19 protein-coding genes are annotated in these 17,482 nt (G+C 41.6%); 3 read left to right on the top strand and 16 right to left on the bottom strand.

Annotation, left to right across the window (positions count from 1 at the left end; translation table 11 throughout):
• Positions 1-54: 54 nt before the first annotated feature.
• From pyrH to rlmD, 15 genes are all read right to left on the bottom strand, one after another.
• Entirely contained in the window at positions 55-768 is a 714-nt protein-coding gene (gene pyrH / locus BUA53_RS10125; protein ID WP_072835258.1) for a UMP kinase, read from the bottom strand.
• Between the two features lie 204 nt (positions 769-972).
• Positions 973-1,557 (bottom strand): nuclear transport factor 2-like protein, encoded by a 585-nt coding sequence (locus BUA53_RS10120; protein WP_072835257.1) that lies wholly within the window; start codon positions 1,555-1,557, stop codon positions 973-975.
• Between the two features lie 173 nt (positions 1,558-1,730).
• Positions 1,731-1,940, bottom strand: a complete 210-nt coding sequence (locus BUA53_RS10115) for a hypothetical protein (RefSeq protein ID WP_072835256.1) — start codon at positions 1,938-1,940, stop codon at positions 1,731-1,733.
• Between the two features lie 112 nt (positions 1,941-2,052).
• Positions 2,053-2,673 carry a class I SAM-dependent methyltransferase gene (locus BUA53_RS10110; protein WP_072835255.1) on the bottom strand — a complete coding sequence of 207 codons (621 nt, stop codon included), beginning with the start codon at positions 2,671-2,673 and terminating at the stop codon, positions 2,053-2,055.
• Positions 2,674-2,740: 67 nt separating this feature from the next.
• Positions 2,741-2,998 carry a hypothetical protein gene (locus tag BUA53_RS10105; protein WP_072835254.1) on the bottom strand — a complete coding sequence of 86 codons (258 nt, stop codon included), beginning with the start codon at positions 2,996-2,998 and terminating at the stop codon, positions 2,741-2,743.
• A 174-nt stretch (positions 2,999-3,172) separates the two neighbouring features.
• Positions 3,173-3,319 (bottom strand): hypothetical protein, encoded by a 147-nt coding sequence (locus BUA53_RS21230; RefSeq protein ID WP_175546056.1) that lies wholly within the window; start codon positions 3,317-3,319, stop codon positions 3,173-3,175.
• A 229-nt stretch (positions 3,320-3,548) separates the two neighbouring features.
• Positions 3,549-3,680: a hypothetical protein gene (locus tag BUA53_RS21645; protein ID WP_262494395.1), complete on the bottom strand. Its 132-nt coding sequence runs from the start codon at positions 3,678-3,680 to the stop codon at positions 3,549-3,551.
• Positions 3,681-3,740: 60 nt separating this feature from the next.
• Positions 3,741-4,031 carry a hypothetical protein gene (locus BUA53_RS10100; protein WP_072835253.1) on the bottom strand — a complete coding sequence of 97 codons (291 nt, stop codon included), beginning with the start codon at positions 4,029-4,031 and terminating at the stop codon, positions 3,741-3,743.
• A 102-nt stretch (positions 4,032-4,133) separates the two neighbouring features.
• Positions 4,134-4,442 carry a hypothetical protein gene (locus BUA53_RS10095; RefSeq protein WP_072835252.1) on the bottom strand — a complete coding sequence of 103 codons (309 nt, stop codon included), beginning with the start codon at positions 4,440-4,442 and terminating at the stop codon, positions 4,134-4,136.
• A gap of 172 nt (positions 4,443-4,614) precedes the next feature.
• Positions 4,615-5,223 carry a DNA-3-methyladenine glycosylase family protein gene (locus tag BUA53_RS10090; RefSeq protein ID WP_072835251.1) on the bottom strand — a complete coding sequence of 203 codons (609 nt, stop codon included), beginning with the start codon at positions 5,221-5,223 and terminating at the stop codon, positions 4,615-4,617.
• 229 nt (positions 5,224-5,452) lie between these two features.
• Positions 5,453-6,952, bottom strand: a complete 1,500-nt coding sequence (gene cysS, locus BUA53_RS10085) for a cysteine--tRNA ligase (RefSeq protein ID WP_072835250.1) — start codon at positions 6,950-6,952, stop codon at positions 5,453-5,455.
• Between the two features lie 169 nt (positions 6,953-7,121).
• Positions 7,122-8,243 carry an endonuclease/exonuclease/phosphatase family protein gene (locus BUA53_RS10080; RefSeq protein WP_072835249.1) on the bottom strand — a complete coding sequence of 374 codons (1,122 nt, stop codon included), beginning with the start codon at positions 8,241-8,243 and terminating at the stop codon, positions 7,122-7,124.
• A 121-nt stretch (positions 8,244-8,364) separates the two neighbouring features.
• Positions 8,365-9,297, bottom strand: a complete 933-nt coding sequence (locus tag BUA53_RS10075; RefSeq protein ID WP_072835248.1) for a rhomboid family intramembrane serine protease — start codon at positions 9,295-9,297, stop codon at positions 8,365-8,367.
• 35 nt (positions 9,298-9,332) lie between these two features.
• Positions 9,333-10,067: a rhomboid family intramembrane serine protease gene (locus BUA53_RS10070; protein ID WP_072835247.1), complete on the bottom strand. Its 735-nt coding sequence runs from the start codon at positions 10,065-10,067 to the stop codon at positions 9,333-9,335.
• A 9-nt stretch (positions 10,068-10,076) separates the two neighbouring features.
• Positions 10,077-11,564 (bottom strand): 23S rRNA (uracil(1939)-C(5))-methyltransferase RlmD, encoded by a 1,488-nt coding sequence (gene rlmD, locus BUA53_RS10065; protein ID WP_072835246.1) that lies wholly within the window; start codon positions 11,562-11,564, stop codon positions 10,077-10,079.
• Between the two features lie 493 nt (positions 11,565-12,057).
• Between rlmD and BUA53_RS10060 the strand changes: the two genes are divergently transcribed.
• The gene (locus tag BUA53_RS10060; protein ID WP_072835245.1) at positions 12,058-13,479 is read left to right on the top strand and encodes a TlpA family protein disulfide reductase; all 1,422 of its coding nucleotides are present in this window, start codon (positions 12,058-12,060) and stop codon (positions 13,477-13,479) included.
• A gap of 7 nt (positions 13,480-13,486) precedes the next feature.
• Positions 13,487-15,415 (top strand): peptidylprolyl isomerase, encoded by a 1,929-nt coding sequence (locus BUA53_RS10055; RefSeq protein ID WP_175546055.1) that lies wholly within the window; start codon positions 13,487-13,489, stop codon positions 15,413-15,415.
• Positions 15,416-15,477: 62 nt separating this feature from the next.
• Here BUA53_RS10055 and metF read toward each other — a convergent pair whose 3' ends face one another.
• Complete coding sequence (gene metF, locus BUA53_RS10050; RefSeq protein WP_072835243.1) at positions 15,478-16,431, bottom strand: methylenetetrahydrofolate reductase [NAD(P)H]; 954 nt, start codon at positions 16,429-16,431, stop codon at positions 15,478-15,480.
• 199 nt (positions 16,432-16,630) lie between these two features.
• Here metF and lptB point away from each other — a divergent pair, with 199 nt between their 5' ends.
• Positions 16,631-17,413 carry an LPS export ABC transporter ATP-binding protein gene (lptB, locus tag BUA53_RS10045; RefSeq protein WP_175546054.1) on the top strand — a complete coding sequence of 261 codons (783 nt, stop codon included), beginning with the start codon at positions 16,631-16,633 and terminating at the stop codon, positions 17,411-17,413.
• Positions 17,414-17,482 lie beyond the last annotated feature (69 nt).

Raw genomic sequence — 17,482 nt, 5'->3', positions numbered from 1 at the left:
TCGGTGAACAAACTAATGATTTTTTTTTAAAACAGGGATAATGAGGGTAAAAACTTATACGGTAACCAGTGTTCCTACCTTTTCTCCCGTAACAACCCTACGTAAATTCCCGGGTTTATTCATATCAAATACAACAATGGGAAGCTCATTTTCCATGCAAAGTGTGAATGCTGTCATATCCATTACATTTAGTTTTCGGGTAATGCATTCCTGGAAAGTGATGGTGCCGAATTTTGTTGCTGCAGGGTCTTTTTCCGGATCAGCAGAATAAATGCCATCAACCCTGGTACCTTTCATGATCACATCTGCCTTTATTTCAATGGCCCTTAGTGATCCAGCCGTGTCAGTAGTAAAATAAGGATTGCCTGTTCCTGCTCCAAAGATCACCACTCTTCCTTTTTCTACATGGCGAATAGCCCTTCTGCGGATGTAGGGCTCAGCTATCTGCTCCATTTTGATAGCGCTTTGCAGGCGTGTATATACCCCTATTTTTTCAAGGGCCGCCTGGAGGGCCATGCCGTTGATCACAGTAGCCAGCATGCCCATATAGTCTCCATGGGCCCTTTCGATGCCTGTTTCTGCTTCATTCATGCCACGGTATATATTGCCACCGCCAATTACAATTGCTACCTGTACTCCCAGGTCTACGATAGATTTAATATCCAGGGCATATTGACCCAGCACTGCCGTGTCAAATCCAAAGCTTTTATCACCCATCAATGATTCACCGGAAAGCTTGAGAAGAATACGTTTATATTTAGGTAGCATATTATCTGTTTATAAAAGCGCTGCGAAGATAAAGGAAGTTGGAAGTTTGAGCGCTGAACTTTTAGATATTGCCCGGGGATTCTATAAGATTATAGTTACGGTTTCCATTAAAACTATTTGGAAAATAAGTTCTGCTGCGTTTATAAATGTCAATGCAATAAAAAAGCAGGGATCTACCCTGCTTACCAGATAATAATATTATGCTTACTGTTGCGGCATGACAGGTTTGGCGGTATACTGCCTATAAAAATCAATCTTGCCATCTTTATTGATACGCCAGATCTCATGAATCATTTGTGAAGTGACCTTACCATCCTTGTCAGTATCATCTTCATGTCCCCAGATGGCTACCCAATTTTCATTCCGGTCAGTGCTTCTTAATGGCAACCATACCTCAACCCCACTTTTTGCAGTAGTGATATTGTTGCGTACTTGTTTACTGGTAGAAATGAAAGCATCTTTTCCTTTAATCAATTCACCAGTGGAAGTTTGCATGACCACAGTATCAGATATGGCATCAGCATGCCTGTCCAACTGGTTGTCATCCCAGTCTTTCCACATGTCCAGGATCAGTTTGCCATGTTGAGGATTTCCTAACTGGAATTTTGAAGAATACTCCGGTTTGTATGGATAATCCATCATATCGCCTTTCATATCCATATTGCCTTTGTCTTTCATTTTGGTCACCTTTCCCTCGGCATCTTTTGTTTTTGTTTTAACCTTATCCTGTGCCATTAAAAAAAGGGGAAGCGCTAAACATGTTAGAAGAATGATTACAAGCCGTTTCATTTTGGAAGTTTTAAATGTTATGTATAAGAGTTAAATCCTAAATAACATTTTCACTAAGTACAGCAAGTTTTCAAAAGAAGTAACGGATTCTTAAGTTACAGAAAAATTGAAACATATCTATTTGCCAACGCTATGAAAATAATATATGTAAAATGGTTTTGTGAAGAAGAACGTCAGCCGTTGCGGTATTTCCAGCTCTGGCTTTTTTTATTTGCCTTTACCAGCCTTTCTATTATGTTCTTTTCTAAAACAATGAAATCATATCCTTCAATGCAATAGGCATAATTGCCCCCGGCAATTACAAGGTCCTGGATAAGGCCTTCCTGCGCTTGCTTGAAAATATTCAAAAAAGATACTTTGTCCCCAACTTGGAAAGAATGCATAATCAGGTGGCTTGTTTTGGCTGAGAAGTAAATCTAATTTATTAAAAATAGATGAATAGAGAATTATAATTAAGCGATATTTTAAAAAATTGTTTCAGGTTATTAGGACCCTTTACATTTCCAGGACCATTACTGAAATAATGACCTCCTTATCATCTTGCTTAATATGAAACTCTTCATTATACCTGCAATAATTCATCAGGGGTAATAAAAATAACCTGGCCTGTATGCGCTGCGGTGTACTTAAAAGTACTGTGACATTTTTTTGGAGAAAGGAAAGGATAATATCCTGTTGCCTTTCAAAAGCAGCAGGGTCATAATTGACGTCGCTTAATAATACAACATCCGTCTCCAGGTAAGGGGGTAGATGGTTCCAATCAATAATACCGGTATGGACATTTTTTAATTGGTGGTATTTTGCAGATAAGGCGGCAAATTCGATTGCAGTTTGAATATGATCTGAACAAATTACAGATGTTGCCCACCTGGCCGCGATCAATGAAGGGAGCCCGAGGCCTGCTCCTAGCTCCAGCACCTTTTTATTTTCTAAGTATACAGGGTGATCCAGGATAAATGTTGCCAGCGCCCTGGCAGATGGCCACACCTGTGCCCAAAAAGGGAATTCAATTGCCTGAAGTGTATAGGCATCATGTACCTCTTTTGGGTCAGGTACAAAAAGCTCAAGTTCCTGGTTATTTAAAATAATATGCTCCAGGTAAGGAGTAAAGTTCATGAAAGGCAAATATGCCGTAATTAAACGTGCAAATTATAATAAGCCATAATATGCTGCAATTACATCATCAGATTGGACGTGGTACCAAACCAGATATATCTATTTGTTCAAGATATGGTTCCAGGCATTCAGTATCATCAAAAGCCTGTATCATGATGATCTTATCATTTTCCTGCCCACGGAATACTTCTACATAATAATCAAGAAATGCATACAACTCCATGGTAACCCGCAGCCCCCTGCACTCCACGAGCATGATCCCTTCGGTTTCAAGAAGCTCCAGTTGTAATGACCTTTTTAATCGCTTAAAATCTCTCAATATCATACAATCACGTTGAGCTAATGTTCACACAAAACCTGTTCCACTAACAGGTTACTTTTGATTATGTAATAAGATCATTTATTATATCAGGTATGGACATAAAAAAAGGGATAAGCTTCCATTTCTTCAAGTACATAAAACACAATAGCTTACCCCGGAATTTATATAGAGTGTTAATTAGCTGAAAAGACTCTCTATCATTACATAAAAGCTTGCGCCAAAAAATGTAAGGAATAAAAGCACCATCAGAATCGTTTTCCTGGTATAGGCAACTTCCTGCCTGTCACCATTTTCGCCTATCAGGCTTTCCCATACATGCTTCATATACTAATCATTTGACATTATAAGGTATAATACTGTGCCAGTAATTATTTTAAGCCTATAATACTTGTAAATTCAGGCCTTAAAGCGGTTATATGTGGATTATTTTGTTCATAAAGATTGCCACGATGTAGAGGCAAAACATCAGTATTTCTAATTTTATTTGATATAGAGGCATAAAAAAAAGCACCTGCTTTGGCAGGTACTTGAATATAGCTCAATGAGAAAAAAATTATGGTTGATAAGTGATCTTAGGAAACTGTACATATCCTGTTTCAACGCTATTCAATGAAGCTGATGTGCTCCAATCTCCTGTTAAGTCTATTGGCCCTGTTCCAGAGTAAGCTTTTTCAAATTTGATCACATACACTCGTTTAGTAGTTGGCAACAAACTGCCAGGGGTATTTTCTTCCCATTTGATGATCTAATTGGTGCTCGTGCCTGGAACCCAGTTTTGAGAACCAATTAATCCCCCTTCTGCAGATATAAACTCAACAGCATTGGTGAGACCGCCCTGTGTTTTAAGCTTGTCGAATTGAAGACCACATGGGTTGACTGTGTAAGTAACAGTAAATAAATATTTTCCTGCACTTGAAGGTTCTGCAGTAGCGTTGCCAGTAAAGGTTAATCCCTGGCAAGGTTCAATTATATCTAATGGGAAACCACCTGATTTGCCTTCCCTAAAACCATCGCAGTTTCCTGCTACATAATGCAATTGAAAACTATAGGCTGCGGTTCCAGCTAAGGTTGGGGTGAAGGTATAGGTAAGCTCATGAACAGTCGAAGAAACAGTAGTCTTAGCGCCTGAGATACTAGCCTAATTACCATTTATTAATTGCTGCAATTGAAGCTTACCACAATCTGGAATATTAGTACCGGCTAGAGATGCGGTAACTGTAACAGGTTGATTAACAATTCCAGGATTTGGGTTATAGGTAATTGTCATTTCTGGAACTACATCATTATTGCCTGTACCATTTTGTGGAAGAGTTCCAGGTGCTGCTACTCTTGCAGAACTTAAATTGGTGAAAGATGTTGATGTGGAGATCTCAGAACTTTCCTTTGTGCAGGAATTGAAAAGGCAGAGGCATGCAAAAGCAATACTGCTTAGGCTGATTGTTTTCATTTGGGGGTCCTTTTACGAATTAATAAATAGATTAACGGATTTCCAGAGGATGGGTAGATCTGTGGTAAAACTGCAATCAATCAGATTGTACTTTCCATTGGAAGGGTGGAGGTGAGCACGGATATAGAGTCCGTTTTCCGTATTTGCAAACAGATGGAATTTCAAAAATATATCAGGTCGCCGGCACATTGTCCTTATAATGCCATAAATGAAGACAGGCATAAGTGCGGTAGGGCGACCATTTTGCTGAAAGCTTTAGCATTTTTTCCCTCATTTCTTTTTTATTGCTATCATCCAGTTTATAAATCTTTTTCATGGCCACTTGTATTCCATAATCATCCACTGCAAATACATCCTCTCTTCCCAATGTAAACATCAACAGCATTTCAACTGTCCATCTGCCAACTCCCTTTATCTGGGTTAACAACTCTATGATGTCCTCATTGCTCATTTTTTTTAATCGCTTATCATCCAGGTTGTGGTCAATGGCAAACTGTGCCACATTTAAAACATATTGTGCCTTAGCGTTGCTAAGCCCAATGCCCCGCAATGTTTCTAAAGGGGTAATGACTATTTGTTGAGGAGTAGGTTCATTCCCGCCGTACAATTCCAGGAAACGATGATAAATGACCTTGGCAACTTTAGTTGACAATTGCTGGCTCATGATGGAAGCACAAAGCCTTAGGCAAATGTTCTTATGAGACTTCAATGTGAAAGATTCCTGTTGGGCTATCAACCTGGAAAGTTTCCTGTCTTTTGAAAGGTGAAGCGTATAAGACATGAGTGTACTTATTATTTGGCAGAGTTTTGTTTTGCAAATGTAGTTGTGAAAAGTAAGCGTTAATTAGATAATAACCTGTGCTATTTTATAGTACTACTGTTGAAGCCGCATTTTACATTATGCTTAAAATCACACTATAAGAGTAAGTCATATTTATGATTGTAAAAAGCAATGCTCATATATAAAAACTAACTGGCCAGGCTCAACTGGTGAATCCTGGCCAGTATATTTAGTTAACTATCCAACTGATATTTCCATCCTTATCATCCTTTAACTGGATGCCTATTTCTGCAAGCTGATTGCGTATCTTATCAGAGGTGGCCCAGTCTTTCTTATTGCGGGCTTCCTTTCGCATGGTGATCAAAACATCCATAACTCCTTTCAGCTTGTTATTGTCTGCTTCGGACTCTATTCTCAGCCCAAGTATATCTTCAATATAGATCTTCATTTTAGACTGCAGGTGCTGCAGGGTACCGGGTGATAAGCTATCAAAAGCAATGGTTTTATCCTTTATGGAATTAATCACCGGCACCAGTTCAAACATATTGGCTAAAACCTTGGCAGTACTGAAATCATCATTCATGAATTCGTCAAACTGGTCTAGTAAGCCTAATACTTTTTGTTCCAACTCCTTATTATTTCCGCTGCCCTGTTCCTGTCCATCTATAACAACTGTCTTTAACCATTCATAGGCTTCCATTAAACGTTTCAATCCTTTTTCTGCGGCTATCAGTGCTTCATTACTGAAATCCAGGGTGCTGCGGTAATGTGTTTGCAGGATAAAAAAACGAATGGTCATTGGAGAAAAAGCCTTTTCCAGCAAAGGATGGTCACCGCTGAACATTTCAGTTAGCTTGACCACATTATTATAGCTTTTGCCCATTTTGCGGCCATTAATGGTGATCATGTTATTATGCATCCAATACCTTACCGGTGATATGTGGTTGCAAATGGTACTTTGTGCGATCTCACTTTCATGATGCGGAAATAAAAGGTCCATTCCTCCTCCATGAATATCAAACTGCTTTCCCAGGTACTTGGTACTCATGGCAGAGCATTCAATATGCCAACCCGGAAATCCTTCACCCCAGGGGCTGGTCCAGCGCATGATATGTTCCGGGGGAGCGGCTTTCCAAAGTGCAAAATCAGCCCTGTCATGCTTTTCCTCCTGACCCTCCAGTTCCCTGGTAGTTTCAAGCAGGTCATCGACAATACGCCCGCTTAATTTACCATACTCATGTGAAGCAGCATATTTCTTTACATCAAAGTAAACGCTGCCATTTGATTCATACGCATAACCTGCCTTTAATATCTCCTGTATCATATTGATCTGCTCAATGATATGGCCTGTGGCGGTAGGTTCAATGCTTGGCTCCAGTATATTGAATTTAGCCATCGCCCAATGAAACAGGTTGGTATATTTCTGTACCAGCTCCATGGGTTCCAGCTTTTCAATCACTGCTTTTTTAGAGATCTTGTCTTCAGCCTCCCGGCCTTCTTCTTCAAAATGGCCGGCATCTGTTATATTTCTTACATAGCGCACCTTATAACCCAGGTGCAACAGGTAGCGGTAAACCACATCGAATGTGATGTATGGCCTAGCATGGCCCAGGTGGCTTTCGCCACTTACAGTAGGTCCGCAAACATACATGCCTACGTGTCCTGCTACCAGGGGAACAAATTCTTCTTTTTCTCTTATATAGGAATTATATACTTTCAGTTGACTCATAAATAACTATTGAATGGGATCGTAAAAATGCAGAAAGGTTAGTTTGCCTGGCAGCAACAACATGAAAAGGTATAGGTATCTATTACGATCATACGGCTCAAAGATAATCGAAAGCCCCGGAAAAATAAATGCGCTCAAGAAAAGCAGTGATAGTTTAACTGTCTATTACTTATTTATTGAGCGCAACATCAGTCACAAGCATATAATGGTCAGAGTAATTTTTGATAATCCGGTTGAACTGGCGAATGGCAAAGTCCCTGGTAGTGAAAATATAATCAATGCGTAGTGTTGGGGCTATGTAGGAATAGGTTCGGCCAACACCCAGCCCTGTTTCCAGGAAAGCATCCTGCAGGTCTTGGTCCCTGATGGTAAAATAGGTATAGGAATTCGGCACATCATTAAAATCTCCGGTAAGTATGTAGGGGTAGGGAGATGTGGAGATGACCTGCCTGACCATATCTGCCTGGATGCAACGCCTCACTACACCTCTTTTCAATTTTACAAAAATGTTCTTTGAGTCTTCCACCATGGTCTCATCCGTTTTTTTAATACGGTGAAGGCGTTCAAAATCCTCCTTCCCAAACCTTACTGATTGCAGGTGTGTTGTATAAAAACGAATGGTGTCCTTACCAAAAAGTATATCTGCCTGCAATAACGCTTCGGGCATGCTGGGGGCCGGAAAGCGAACCATACTGGTGTCTATGATAGGCAAACGCGAGAAAATGATCTGTCCTACCCATTGCTTATAGCCATCGCCATCCCAGGAGAAATAATAATAGGGGTAATTCAGTTCCTTGCTTATATAATCCAGGTTGTCGTAATAAACCGAATCCGTTGAATGGAAGAACTCCTGCATGCAGATAACATCGGCATTCTGTTCCTTTATCAGGTCCATCATTTTCAGTCTTGTCTGGCTTCCTTTGTTATTGTTCCGTTTCCATTCTGTAAAGCGCCCTACATTCCAGTGTACTACTCTTAATGTGTTCTTTTGCTTCTCATAATCGAATTTATCAGGGTTATGAAAAGCAAAGAAAACCAGGATGGCTTTATATCCTATGGTGAGTGCAATAAGTGAAATGAAAATATACCTGATGTTAAAGACAAGCCAGAAAAAAATAAACGCCAGTAATGTCACTATAATAAAAGCGAAACCAAGCCCGATCAGGGAAAGTGCCCACCACTTTTGAGGGTTAAGGTAGGGAGCCCAGCAAGCCAGCAGGAATATAATGGCTGCCACCAGGTTGATGACAATAAATAATATTTTGGTAGAGCGCCGGTAGTTGATTCCCATCAGATGACGAATTACACGAATTTCAGGAATTGCTTTTATTAAAACGAATTAATTGCTCAGCAATTGCCGCAAAAACCTGGGAAGGTTACTTTCTCGTGTACCTGTCTTCTATGTAAAATGGTTAAATGTCTTCCTTACTCGCTCTTTTCAGGATCTCCCGCTCGTCCTCTGTAAGGGAGCTATATCCTCTTTGGTTGATCTTATCGAGGATGTCATCCACTTTTTGCTGGGTTACCGTGGGGGTTTTAATAAAAGGTTGCACCCTGGCCTTATAGAATAATTGTGTTTTAACTACCTTACCTTTTTGAGGTTTGTCGGGATTAAAGAGATTATTGACCCAATCAAAGAAGTTGTTCATCCAGGCTCCCAAATCCCTGCCGCGTTGCATCGTGCGCATAAACAGGAAGCCCATGGCACCACCTGCAATATGGGCTATATGCCCGCCAGGATTGTTGTATGGTATGGTTGCCAGGTCAATGATCAGGTAAAGAACAGTGATCACCCATAATGGAATACCCCCGTTAAGCATGGGGAATATCCGGTAGCCCGGAGCCAGCGTAGTAGTAGCAATAGCGATTGACATGATGCCGGCAGAAGCCCCACAGGCATAAGCCAGGGGAAGGCTTTGCTTTAAAGGGTTTATCAGGTTATAAGCGGCCATGTAGGCAAAAGCGCCAGCCAAAGCACCATATAAAAATATAGGAACCAACTTCCGGTTGCCCGCCAGGTCCTGGAGTATGTACCCGAAAGCCCATAACCATAACATATTCGCAAGGATATGCCATACAGATTCTGTGCTGTGAACGAACATATGGGTAAGCAATGTCCATGGCCTGGTTATAAAAGTGTTCAGGTCCGCCGGCAGGGCCACCCAGTGAAATATATTATTATCAAACGAGGATACGCCTGCATCACCCTGGCTGAAGTAATAGATCACTTTTATAAAAGCCAGGATCACGAATACCACAAGGTTTATAGCGATCAGTAAGGTGAGCGCATTACCATCCTGGCCTATAGACAGCCGGTGTCTGTTTTGTTGTTGATAGTAACTCATAGTGATTAAAAAAGAAACTGCAATTTATCTGCCACTTAATAAAACCGTCGACGGCTACTTTTGTTCCATATAAGCACCAAAATAAATCCTGTGACAGCTCCGCCCAGGTGAGCAAAATGTGCAACATTATCGCCGCTCATATTCGCTACCCCGCCAAAAAGATCATATGCCGCCAATCCCAACATAGCCCATTTGGCCTTGATAGGGATTGGGATGAACATGAGATATAACTCCGTGTTTGGAAACAAGTATCCGAATGCTGCAAAGATACCCATAATTGCGCCTGATGCGCCTAATGCGGGTGATGCAGCGCCAATCAAATTTTGAGCTATAGGGTCATTGGCCTTTATGGCATGCAATAGTTCCTGGCACCTGAAATACTGGATGGCCAGGTGACAGGCAGCTGCCCCTACACCGCAAATAAGATAGAACAGGAGGAAGCGCTTTGCTCCCCAAACATTTTCCAGTATCCTGCCAAACATCCACAAGCCAAACATATTAAACAGTATATGAATGATCATCTGTGGTGAATGCGCAAAAAGGTGGGTGGCTATCTGGTAAGGATAAAACCCCTCAAAGGGTTCATAAATTTTATTATCCACCAGTATCTGGTGCAATTCAGCAGGCATTATGGGATAAAGTGAGATCCTTTCTGTTATTCCATATTGTTTCAATGTTACCTGGGCGATGTAAACCAGCACATTGATTATGATCAAATTTTTTACAATGGGAGGGAAATTATCCGGCCGGGTAAATTTGAAATTGCTCATCCTTGATTCTTATTTTCTTTTTAACTGTACTACGTTTTCAATATGGTGTGTGTGTGGGAACATGTCAACAGGCTGCACCCTGGTAACCTCGTATTTTTCATCAAGCAGTGCAAGGTCCCTTGCCTGGGTGGCAGGGTTGCAGCTTACATAAACTACCAGTGGCGCTTCCATTTCAAGTATCTTCCTCACAAGTTTTTCGTGCATACCTGCTCTTGGAGGATCTGTAATGATCACATCCGGGCGGCCATGCTGTTGAAAGAATTCATCATTACAGATATCAATCACGTCGCCGCTGTAAAATTCGGCATGCTGAATATTATTCAAAACTGCATTCTCTTTGGCATCAGCAACTGCTGCTTCAATCATTTCCACGCCAATGATCTTTTTGGCATGCTGGCTGCAAAATATGCCTATACTCCCCGTGCCGCAATAAAGATCATACACTATCTGCGATCCATCCAGTTCTGCAAATTCCTTTGTTACCTGGTAAAGCTTTTCGCCCTGGCGGGTATTGGTCTGGAAAAAAGACTTTGGTCCTATTTTAAACTGAAAGGGGGCGGCATCAGGACCGGTGGATAATTGTTCTATAACGTATCCCTTGCCTTTATACACAATAGGCTCCTGGTCATGCAGGGAATCATTCCATTTCAGGTTAATGGTGTATAACAACGTGGTGATAGCTGGAAATTCCTGTTCAATGAATTGTAGCAAAGCCAGCCTTTTCTTTTTGTCCTCTTCCCCAAAGACAACGTTCACCATTACTTCGCCCGTGGTGCATATACGCACCTGCAGGTTTCTCAGGAAGCCATGGTGGCCCCTGAAATCATAGAAAGAATAGTTGTTACGAAAGGCAAAATCCCTGATGGCATTGCGTAAGGCATTGGTGGGCTCAGGCTGTAGCCAGCATTTTTCAATATGCACTACTTTGTCAAAAAAACCCTTTGCATGAAATCCCAAAGCGCCGGGAACAGGTATTTCCTGCTTATCCAGGCCTTCCTTGTTTAAATTTTCTGGATTTTCTGTTTGGTCCTTCGTTTCATTGTCCCATACCCTGCGCGGCGGAGCTGCCACTGTAAATTCCTTGGTGCTAAAGGTATATTCCAGTTTATTCCTGTAAAATTTATCTTCTTCTGCCCCAATAATGGGTGAGAATTCCGGGAGCCTGATCTTCCCGATCCTTGTCAGGTTATCATAAACCTGCTGGTGTTTATATTCCAATTGTTTCTTGTAAGGGAGCATTTGCCATTGGCAGCCACCGCAGACGCCAAAGTGCTGGCAAAAGGGTTCCACTCTTTCCTTTGAATAAGATTTAAATTCCAGGGGGTAGCCTTCGGCCCAGTCTTTTTTATTTTTCAACAGGCGCACATTCACCACATCACCAGGCACTACATTTTCTATAAAGATCACCTTCCCGTCACGCCTGGCCAGCGACTTTCCTTCTGCGGCATAATTCTCTACCTGTACATCCTGTAAAACAATACTCTTTTTGCTTCTCACGGCGTAAAAGTACGGCCTTTGAACTCTTGTTTAGGAAGGCTATGCCGGTTTAAGAAGGTTCTAACAGAAATGATATTCCTTCTCTGGTAAATTGGATACGTGATGTTCAGGATATCATTTATACATGTTAGTTACTGCTGTTCTGCCTGGAAAATAGTAAGGGACATGTTGTTTTATCAATGAAGCACGCAACTAAGGGGCATGTAACGTGTTGATACCGCCTCTTTAAAGAGCCGTTGCAGAGCCGTTACATAGGCGGCACATAGCCGTTACATAGGCGTTGCATAACGCAAGTTGGTTGGGGGCAGGCCCGGAGCCAGGAAGGATACTAAAAGCTGGTATCCTTTCCAGGAGATCAACCGTTTTATATTTTCAATATGGAGGCGCTACGTTTTAAAATGCTGGGATGCCCTAATTTTTTCCTGTTTGTCTTTGCAACTCTTTAACCAGGTTTGACCTCTTTTTAGATATTTTTACCACATAGATTCAAGCTATGAAATATACTGCCACCTTTCTTGCTGCTTTCCTTTCCCTTGCTCTTTTTGCCCAGAATGGCTATGAGATCAGGATTACACTGAAGCCTTTTAAGAACCAATGGCTTTACCTGGGTCATTATTATGGCCGGCAGTTGCCCATAGTAGATTCTGTGATGCTGAATGATAAAAGCGAGGGTGTTTTTAAGGGCGACAAAAAATTGGGCGGAGGCATCTACCTGGTAGGTTATCCTGACAGGGCACAGAACTTCGAGATACTGATTGATAAAAACCAAAAGTTCTCCATCCATGGCGATACAGCCAACATTCAGAAGGTAAGCTTTACCAATTCACCTGAAAATGTAGCCTTCAAAGCTTACCAGGAATTCATGACCACCAATGGCCGGGCCATTGATGCCTTGCTGGCTAAAAGAAAAGGTGCTGACAAGGAAGATTCATTAAAGCTTACTTCGCAAATAGATGCCTTGAATAAAAAGATCAGGGATTACCGGCAATCATTAATAGCTAAGGAACCTCAAAGCTTCCTTGCCGTGTTGTTGAAGGCCATGAAGGAGCCTGAAGTACCTAAAAATGACCCGGCAGAAAAAACCGATTCACTGTTTGCCTATCATTATTTTAAAAAGCATTATTGGGATGATGTAAACCTTATGGATGACCGCCTGGCCCGAACACCTTTTTTTGATGCCCGGGTGGATAAATACATGGAGAACCTGGTATATCCTGCTGCAGATTCTGTTATAAAGGAAATGGACTGGATGATGAGCTATGCCAATGTGAATGATGAAATGCAGCGTTTCATGTTACTGAAGTTTATAAACAGGTACCTGAACCAGAAATACATGTGGGAAGATGCCGTGTTTGTACATCTTTTTGAAAAGTATTTTGCGCAAAAGGACTATCCCTGGCTGACAGAAAAAGGGAAGAAGCTGATCACGGACAGGGCCTACAGCCTAATGGCAAATATTATGGGGTCGCCTGCAGCTGAAATTGAATTGCCCGATAGCCTTGGGCAGAAGAAAAGCCTTTATGCTGTTGAAGCTCCCTTTGTGCTGGTGGCTATATGGGACCCCACCTGCGGTCATTGCAAGGAGACCTTACCCAAACTGGATAGTATGTACAGGGCTAAATGGAAAGGTTATGGATTAAAGGTATATGCCCTAGCCAAAGAAACCGATGGCACCAGGAAGGACTGGACTTCCTTCATAAAAGGTCATAACCTCGGCGACTGGGTAAATGTTTATTATTCAAAAGAAGATGACCGGGCACGCACCAGCGCCAATATACCAAGCTATTCACAGTTGTATGATGTTCAAACTTTTCCTACTTTGTACCTGCTTGATAAAGACAAACGTATTATCGCTAAGAAAGTAACGTTTGAACAGGTAGATGAAATACTGCAATACAAGCTCAAAAACCGCTAAAGGAACTATGAAAAAACTAATTGCTTTTGCTCTTCTCTGGGCCTCATTTTCGGCTTCAGCTCAAACCTTATTTCATTATGGAAAGGACTCTGTTTCCGTTAATGAATTCCTGAAGGCCTACCAAAAAAACAATACAGGTGTCAGAACTGAAAAGGCTTTTATGGAATACCTTGACCTGTATATAGCTTCCAGGCTAAAGATAGCAGAGGCAAGGTCTAAAGGCTATGATACGTTGCCACAAATAGTCAGTGACCTGGAAAGCCTGAGACAGCAAATACTACCTTCATACCTTACAGATAAAGAAAGCACGCAAAAACTTGTACGGGAGGCCTTTACCCGGGCACAAAAGGAGATTCACCTGGCTCACATCTTTATTGCTGCTAAAGGGTCGGATACCCTGGATGCACTCAAAACCATAGCGGAACTGCAGGCTGAACTTAAAAAAGGGAAACCGTTTGCAGAACTGGCTCAAAAATATTCAGATGATCCTTCTGCCAAAACCAATGGCGGAGATATAGGCTTTATAACTGTATTTAATTTGCCCTATGAGCTGGAGAACCTGGCATATACAACGCCTGTAGGTAAAGTCTCAAAGCTTTACCGTTCCAGGGCAGGTTATCATATCTTCAAAAACCTGGGCGAAAGAAAGGCAATTGGAAGAATGAAGGCCGCAGAAATTCTATTGGCATTCCCTCCCGAAGCCAATGATAGTGCAAAGACAGCGGTAAAGAAGTTGGCAGATTCATTATACAACAGGATACTTAAAGGTGATGATTTTGGTAAGTTGGCAGCCCAGTTTAGCAATGATATAGTATCTGCTGCCTCCAATGGCCAGATGCAGGAATTTGGTACCGGAGATTATGACCCGGTATTTGAAAAGACAGTATTTGCCTTATCTAAAGATGGAGATGTAACCCCTCCCTTTACTACACCTTATGGCTACCATATTGTAAAAAGGATCGGTAAAATAGCGATACCCTCACAACCTACAGCTACAGCCCTTGCAGAGATGCAGGCCAAGGTGGAGCAGAGTGATCGAATCAACACTACCAAATCATTGCTGGCAAAGAAAATTATGAAGGATGCCCGGTTTAAAAAAGCTGCTTTTGAAAATACGCAACTCTGGGCTTATTCAGACAGTGTGTTTAACCATCAATCGCCAAAGACGGCTTTACATCTTACCAATGCGTCTGTTCTATTCACTGTAGGGAAGCAAAATGTTACAGTGAATGACTGGATCAATTATGCTCAAAACTTCAGGTTCAGGGCTGATGGCAGTGGCATAAAGCCCTACGCACAGGTGATGGACGAATTTATTGATGCCAGTGCGCTTGATTATTACCAACGTCACCTGGAAGATTACAATGAGGAGTTTCGCCAGCAGATCAATGAATTCAGGGATGGAAATTTATTCTTCGAAATCATGCAAAGAGAAGTATGGGGACCAGCTCAAAATGATTCTGCTGCCCTGGTATCTTATTATAACGCTCATAAGAATAAATACAACTGGAAGCAAAGTGCGGATGCGGTGATCTTCTATGCTAATGATTTGACAAGTGCCACTGAATTGTCTACAGAACTTAAAAAAGATCCTGCACAATGGAGAACATTGGTGAGTGAAAGAAGTGAAAAGATCGCTGCAGATTCATCCCGCTTTGAACTGGAGCAATTGCCTAATCCTTCACATTTATCATTAACACCAGGAACGATCACTGCTCCGTTGGTCAATAAATCAGATAACACGGCTTCTTTTGCCTATATATTGAAATATTACCCCCAAGCTGAGCCCAGGAATTTTGCCGATGCTAAAGGATTGGTGATCACAGATTACCAGGCGCAACTGGAAAAAGATTGGCTGGATAAATTGAAAAAGAAATACCCTGTTGTTATGAACCAGAAAGCACTGGAAGAATTAAAGCGTAATAAAAAGTATTAACCAGTGGGATGAACTTATAGCTCAAAAAGAATAGAGGCCTTTCCAAAGGCCTCTATTCTTTTTTATAGGATCGCTTTTACTACGTTGGAAATGATATTAGGCTTGCCTAAAGTATAATAGTGAAGTACAGGAACACCCGCAGCTTTTAATTCTTTTGATTGTTGCAACAGCCATTCCGTGCCTACGATTTCAACATCCGCATCTGTTTTGCATTTTAATATCTCACCGGAAAGATCTGCCGGGATATCCACATGAAAGGTTCGGGGCACCACGGTTAGTTGTTTTTTAGTGCTAACAGGTTTCAGCCCTGGAATGATGGGAACATTGATACCTGCATTACGACAGGCAGTAACAAAATCGAAATACTTCTTGTTATCGAAAAACATTTGCGTGGTAATGTATTCAGCACCGGCATCTACCTTGGCCTTCAGGTATTGAAGGTCGGTTTGCATATTGGGTGCTTCAAAATGCTTCTCGGGATATCCTGCCACCCCTATACAGAAGTTTGTTTTGACGGCATTCTTCAGGTCTTCCTCGAGGTAGATCCCATTGTTCATGTTCATTACCTGGTTCATTAGTTCTATGGCATAGCGGTGGCCCCCTGGCTCAGGCTCAAAGAATGACTCATTCCTTGGCGCATCACCACGCAGCACAAGTACATTATCCACACCAAGGAAGTTCAGGTCTATCAATGCATCCTCGGTTTCCTGCCTGCTGAAGCCTCCGCATATCAGGTGAGCTACAGCGTCTACCTTATATCGATTCTGAATGGCTGCGCAAATTCCTACAGTTCCTGGACGCTTACGCACCTCTACCTTGTCAAAAGTGCCATCACTCTTGCGTTTGAACATGCTTTCGCTGCGGTGGTAGGTAACATTGATAAAAGATGGTTTGAATTCCAGTAAAGGGTCAAGGTGCTCCCAAAGTGCATTGATACCTTTCCCTTTTAATGGTGGCAATATTTCGAAGGAAATATGTGTTCCTTTTGATTCCCTGATGTGGTCGATTACTTTCATAAACTGGCGCAAACTTAGCTAAAGTTGATAAGTTGACGGACACAAGTTGATTATAGCATTTTATTATGGCTGTTATTTCAGCCTGTATAAATATTGGATCTTAAAAGCTTAAGGAGGTTTTGCCGGTTCATAGTATAACAGGCAATTGTTTAACTGTTCAGCAAGCCCTGAAACAATTATTTTTACCAAAATTTTCTTTTTGAGCATTAGAATACATACCAATGAGCTGGTAAAGCGATATGGAGACAGGACGGTGGTGAACCATACATCCATTGAGGTAAAGCAGGGAGAGATCGTGGGATTGCTGGGACCAAATGGAGCAGGCAAGACCACTACTTTCTATATGGTGGTAGGTTTGATCAAGCCAGATGAGGGAGAGGTATATCTCAATGACGAAAATATTACCCCTTTGGCGATGTATAAAAGAGCCCAGATGGGTATAGGGTACCTGCCGCAGGAAGCTTCGGTTTTCCGTAAGCTGAGTGTGGAAGATAATATCAAGGCAGTCCTTGAAATGACCAGGCTCCCTAAGAAGGAACAAAGGGAAAAACTTGAGTCATTACTGGAAGAATTCAGGCTGACACATGTGCGCAAAAGTCATGGTGATGTGTTGAGTGGTGGTGAAAGGAGAAGAACCGAAATTGCAAGGGCCCTTGCTGTGGACCCCAAGTTTATATTGCTCGATGAACCTTTTGCAGGTATTGATCCTATTGCAGTGGAAGATATACAGGCTATTGTGGCAAAATTAAAGTTCAAGAATATCGGCATATTGATCACCGATCATAATGTAACTGAAACTCTATCGATCTGCGACAGAGCTTATCTTCTTATTGAAGGAAAGATCTTTAAACATGGAACAGCAGAAGAACTGGCAGAGGATGAGCAGGTGAAAAAGCTGTACCTGGGTAGAAATTTTGAGTTGAAAAGAAAAGATTATCTATTACAGGATCTAAACCCTGAAGCCTTAACTGATAGCTTGTAGACTATTGTTTAGGATCAATAATCCCATTATGGCTCAGGCCGCTGTTGTATTACCATAGCTTGTTTTTCC

The organism is Flavisolibacter ginsengisoli DSM 18119 (assembly GCF_900129295.1).
GTDB lineage: Bacteria > Bacteroidota > Bacteroidia > Chitinophagales > Chitinophagaceae > Flavisolibacter > Flavisolibacter ginsengisoli.
The sequence above is the reverse complement of the archived record's forward strand: the minus strand, read 5'-3'. Positions and strand labels throughout refer to the sequence as shown.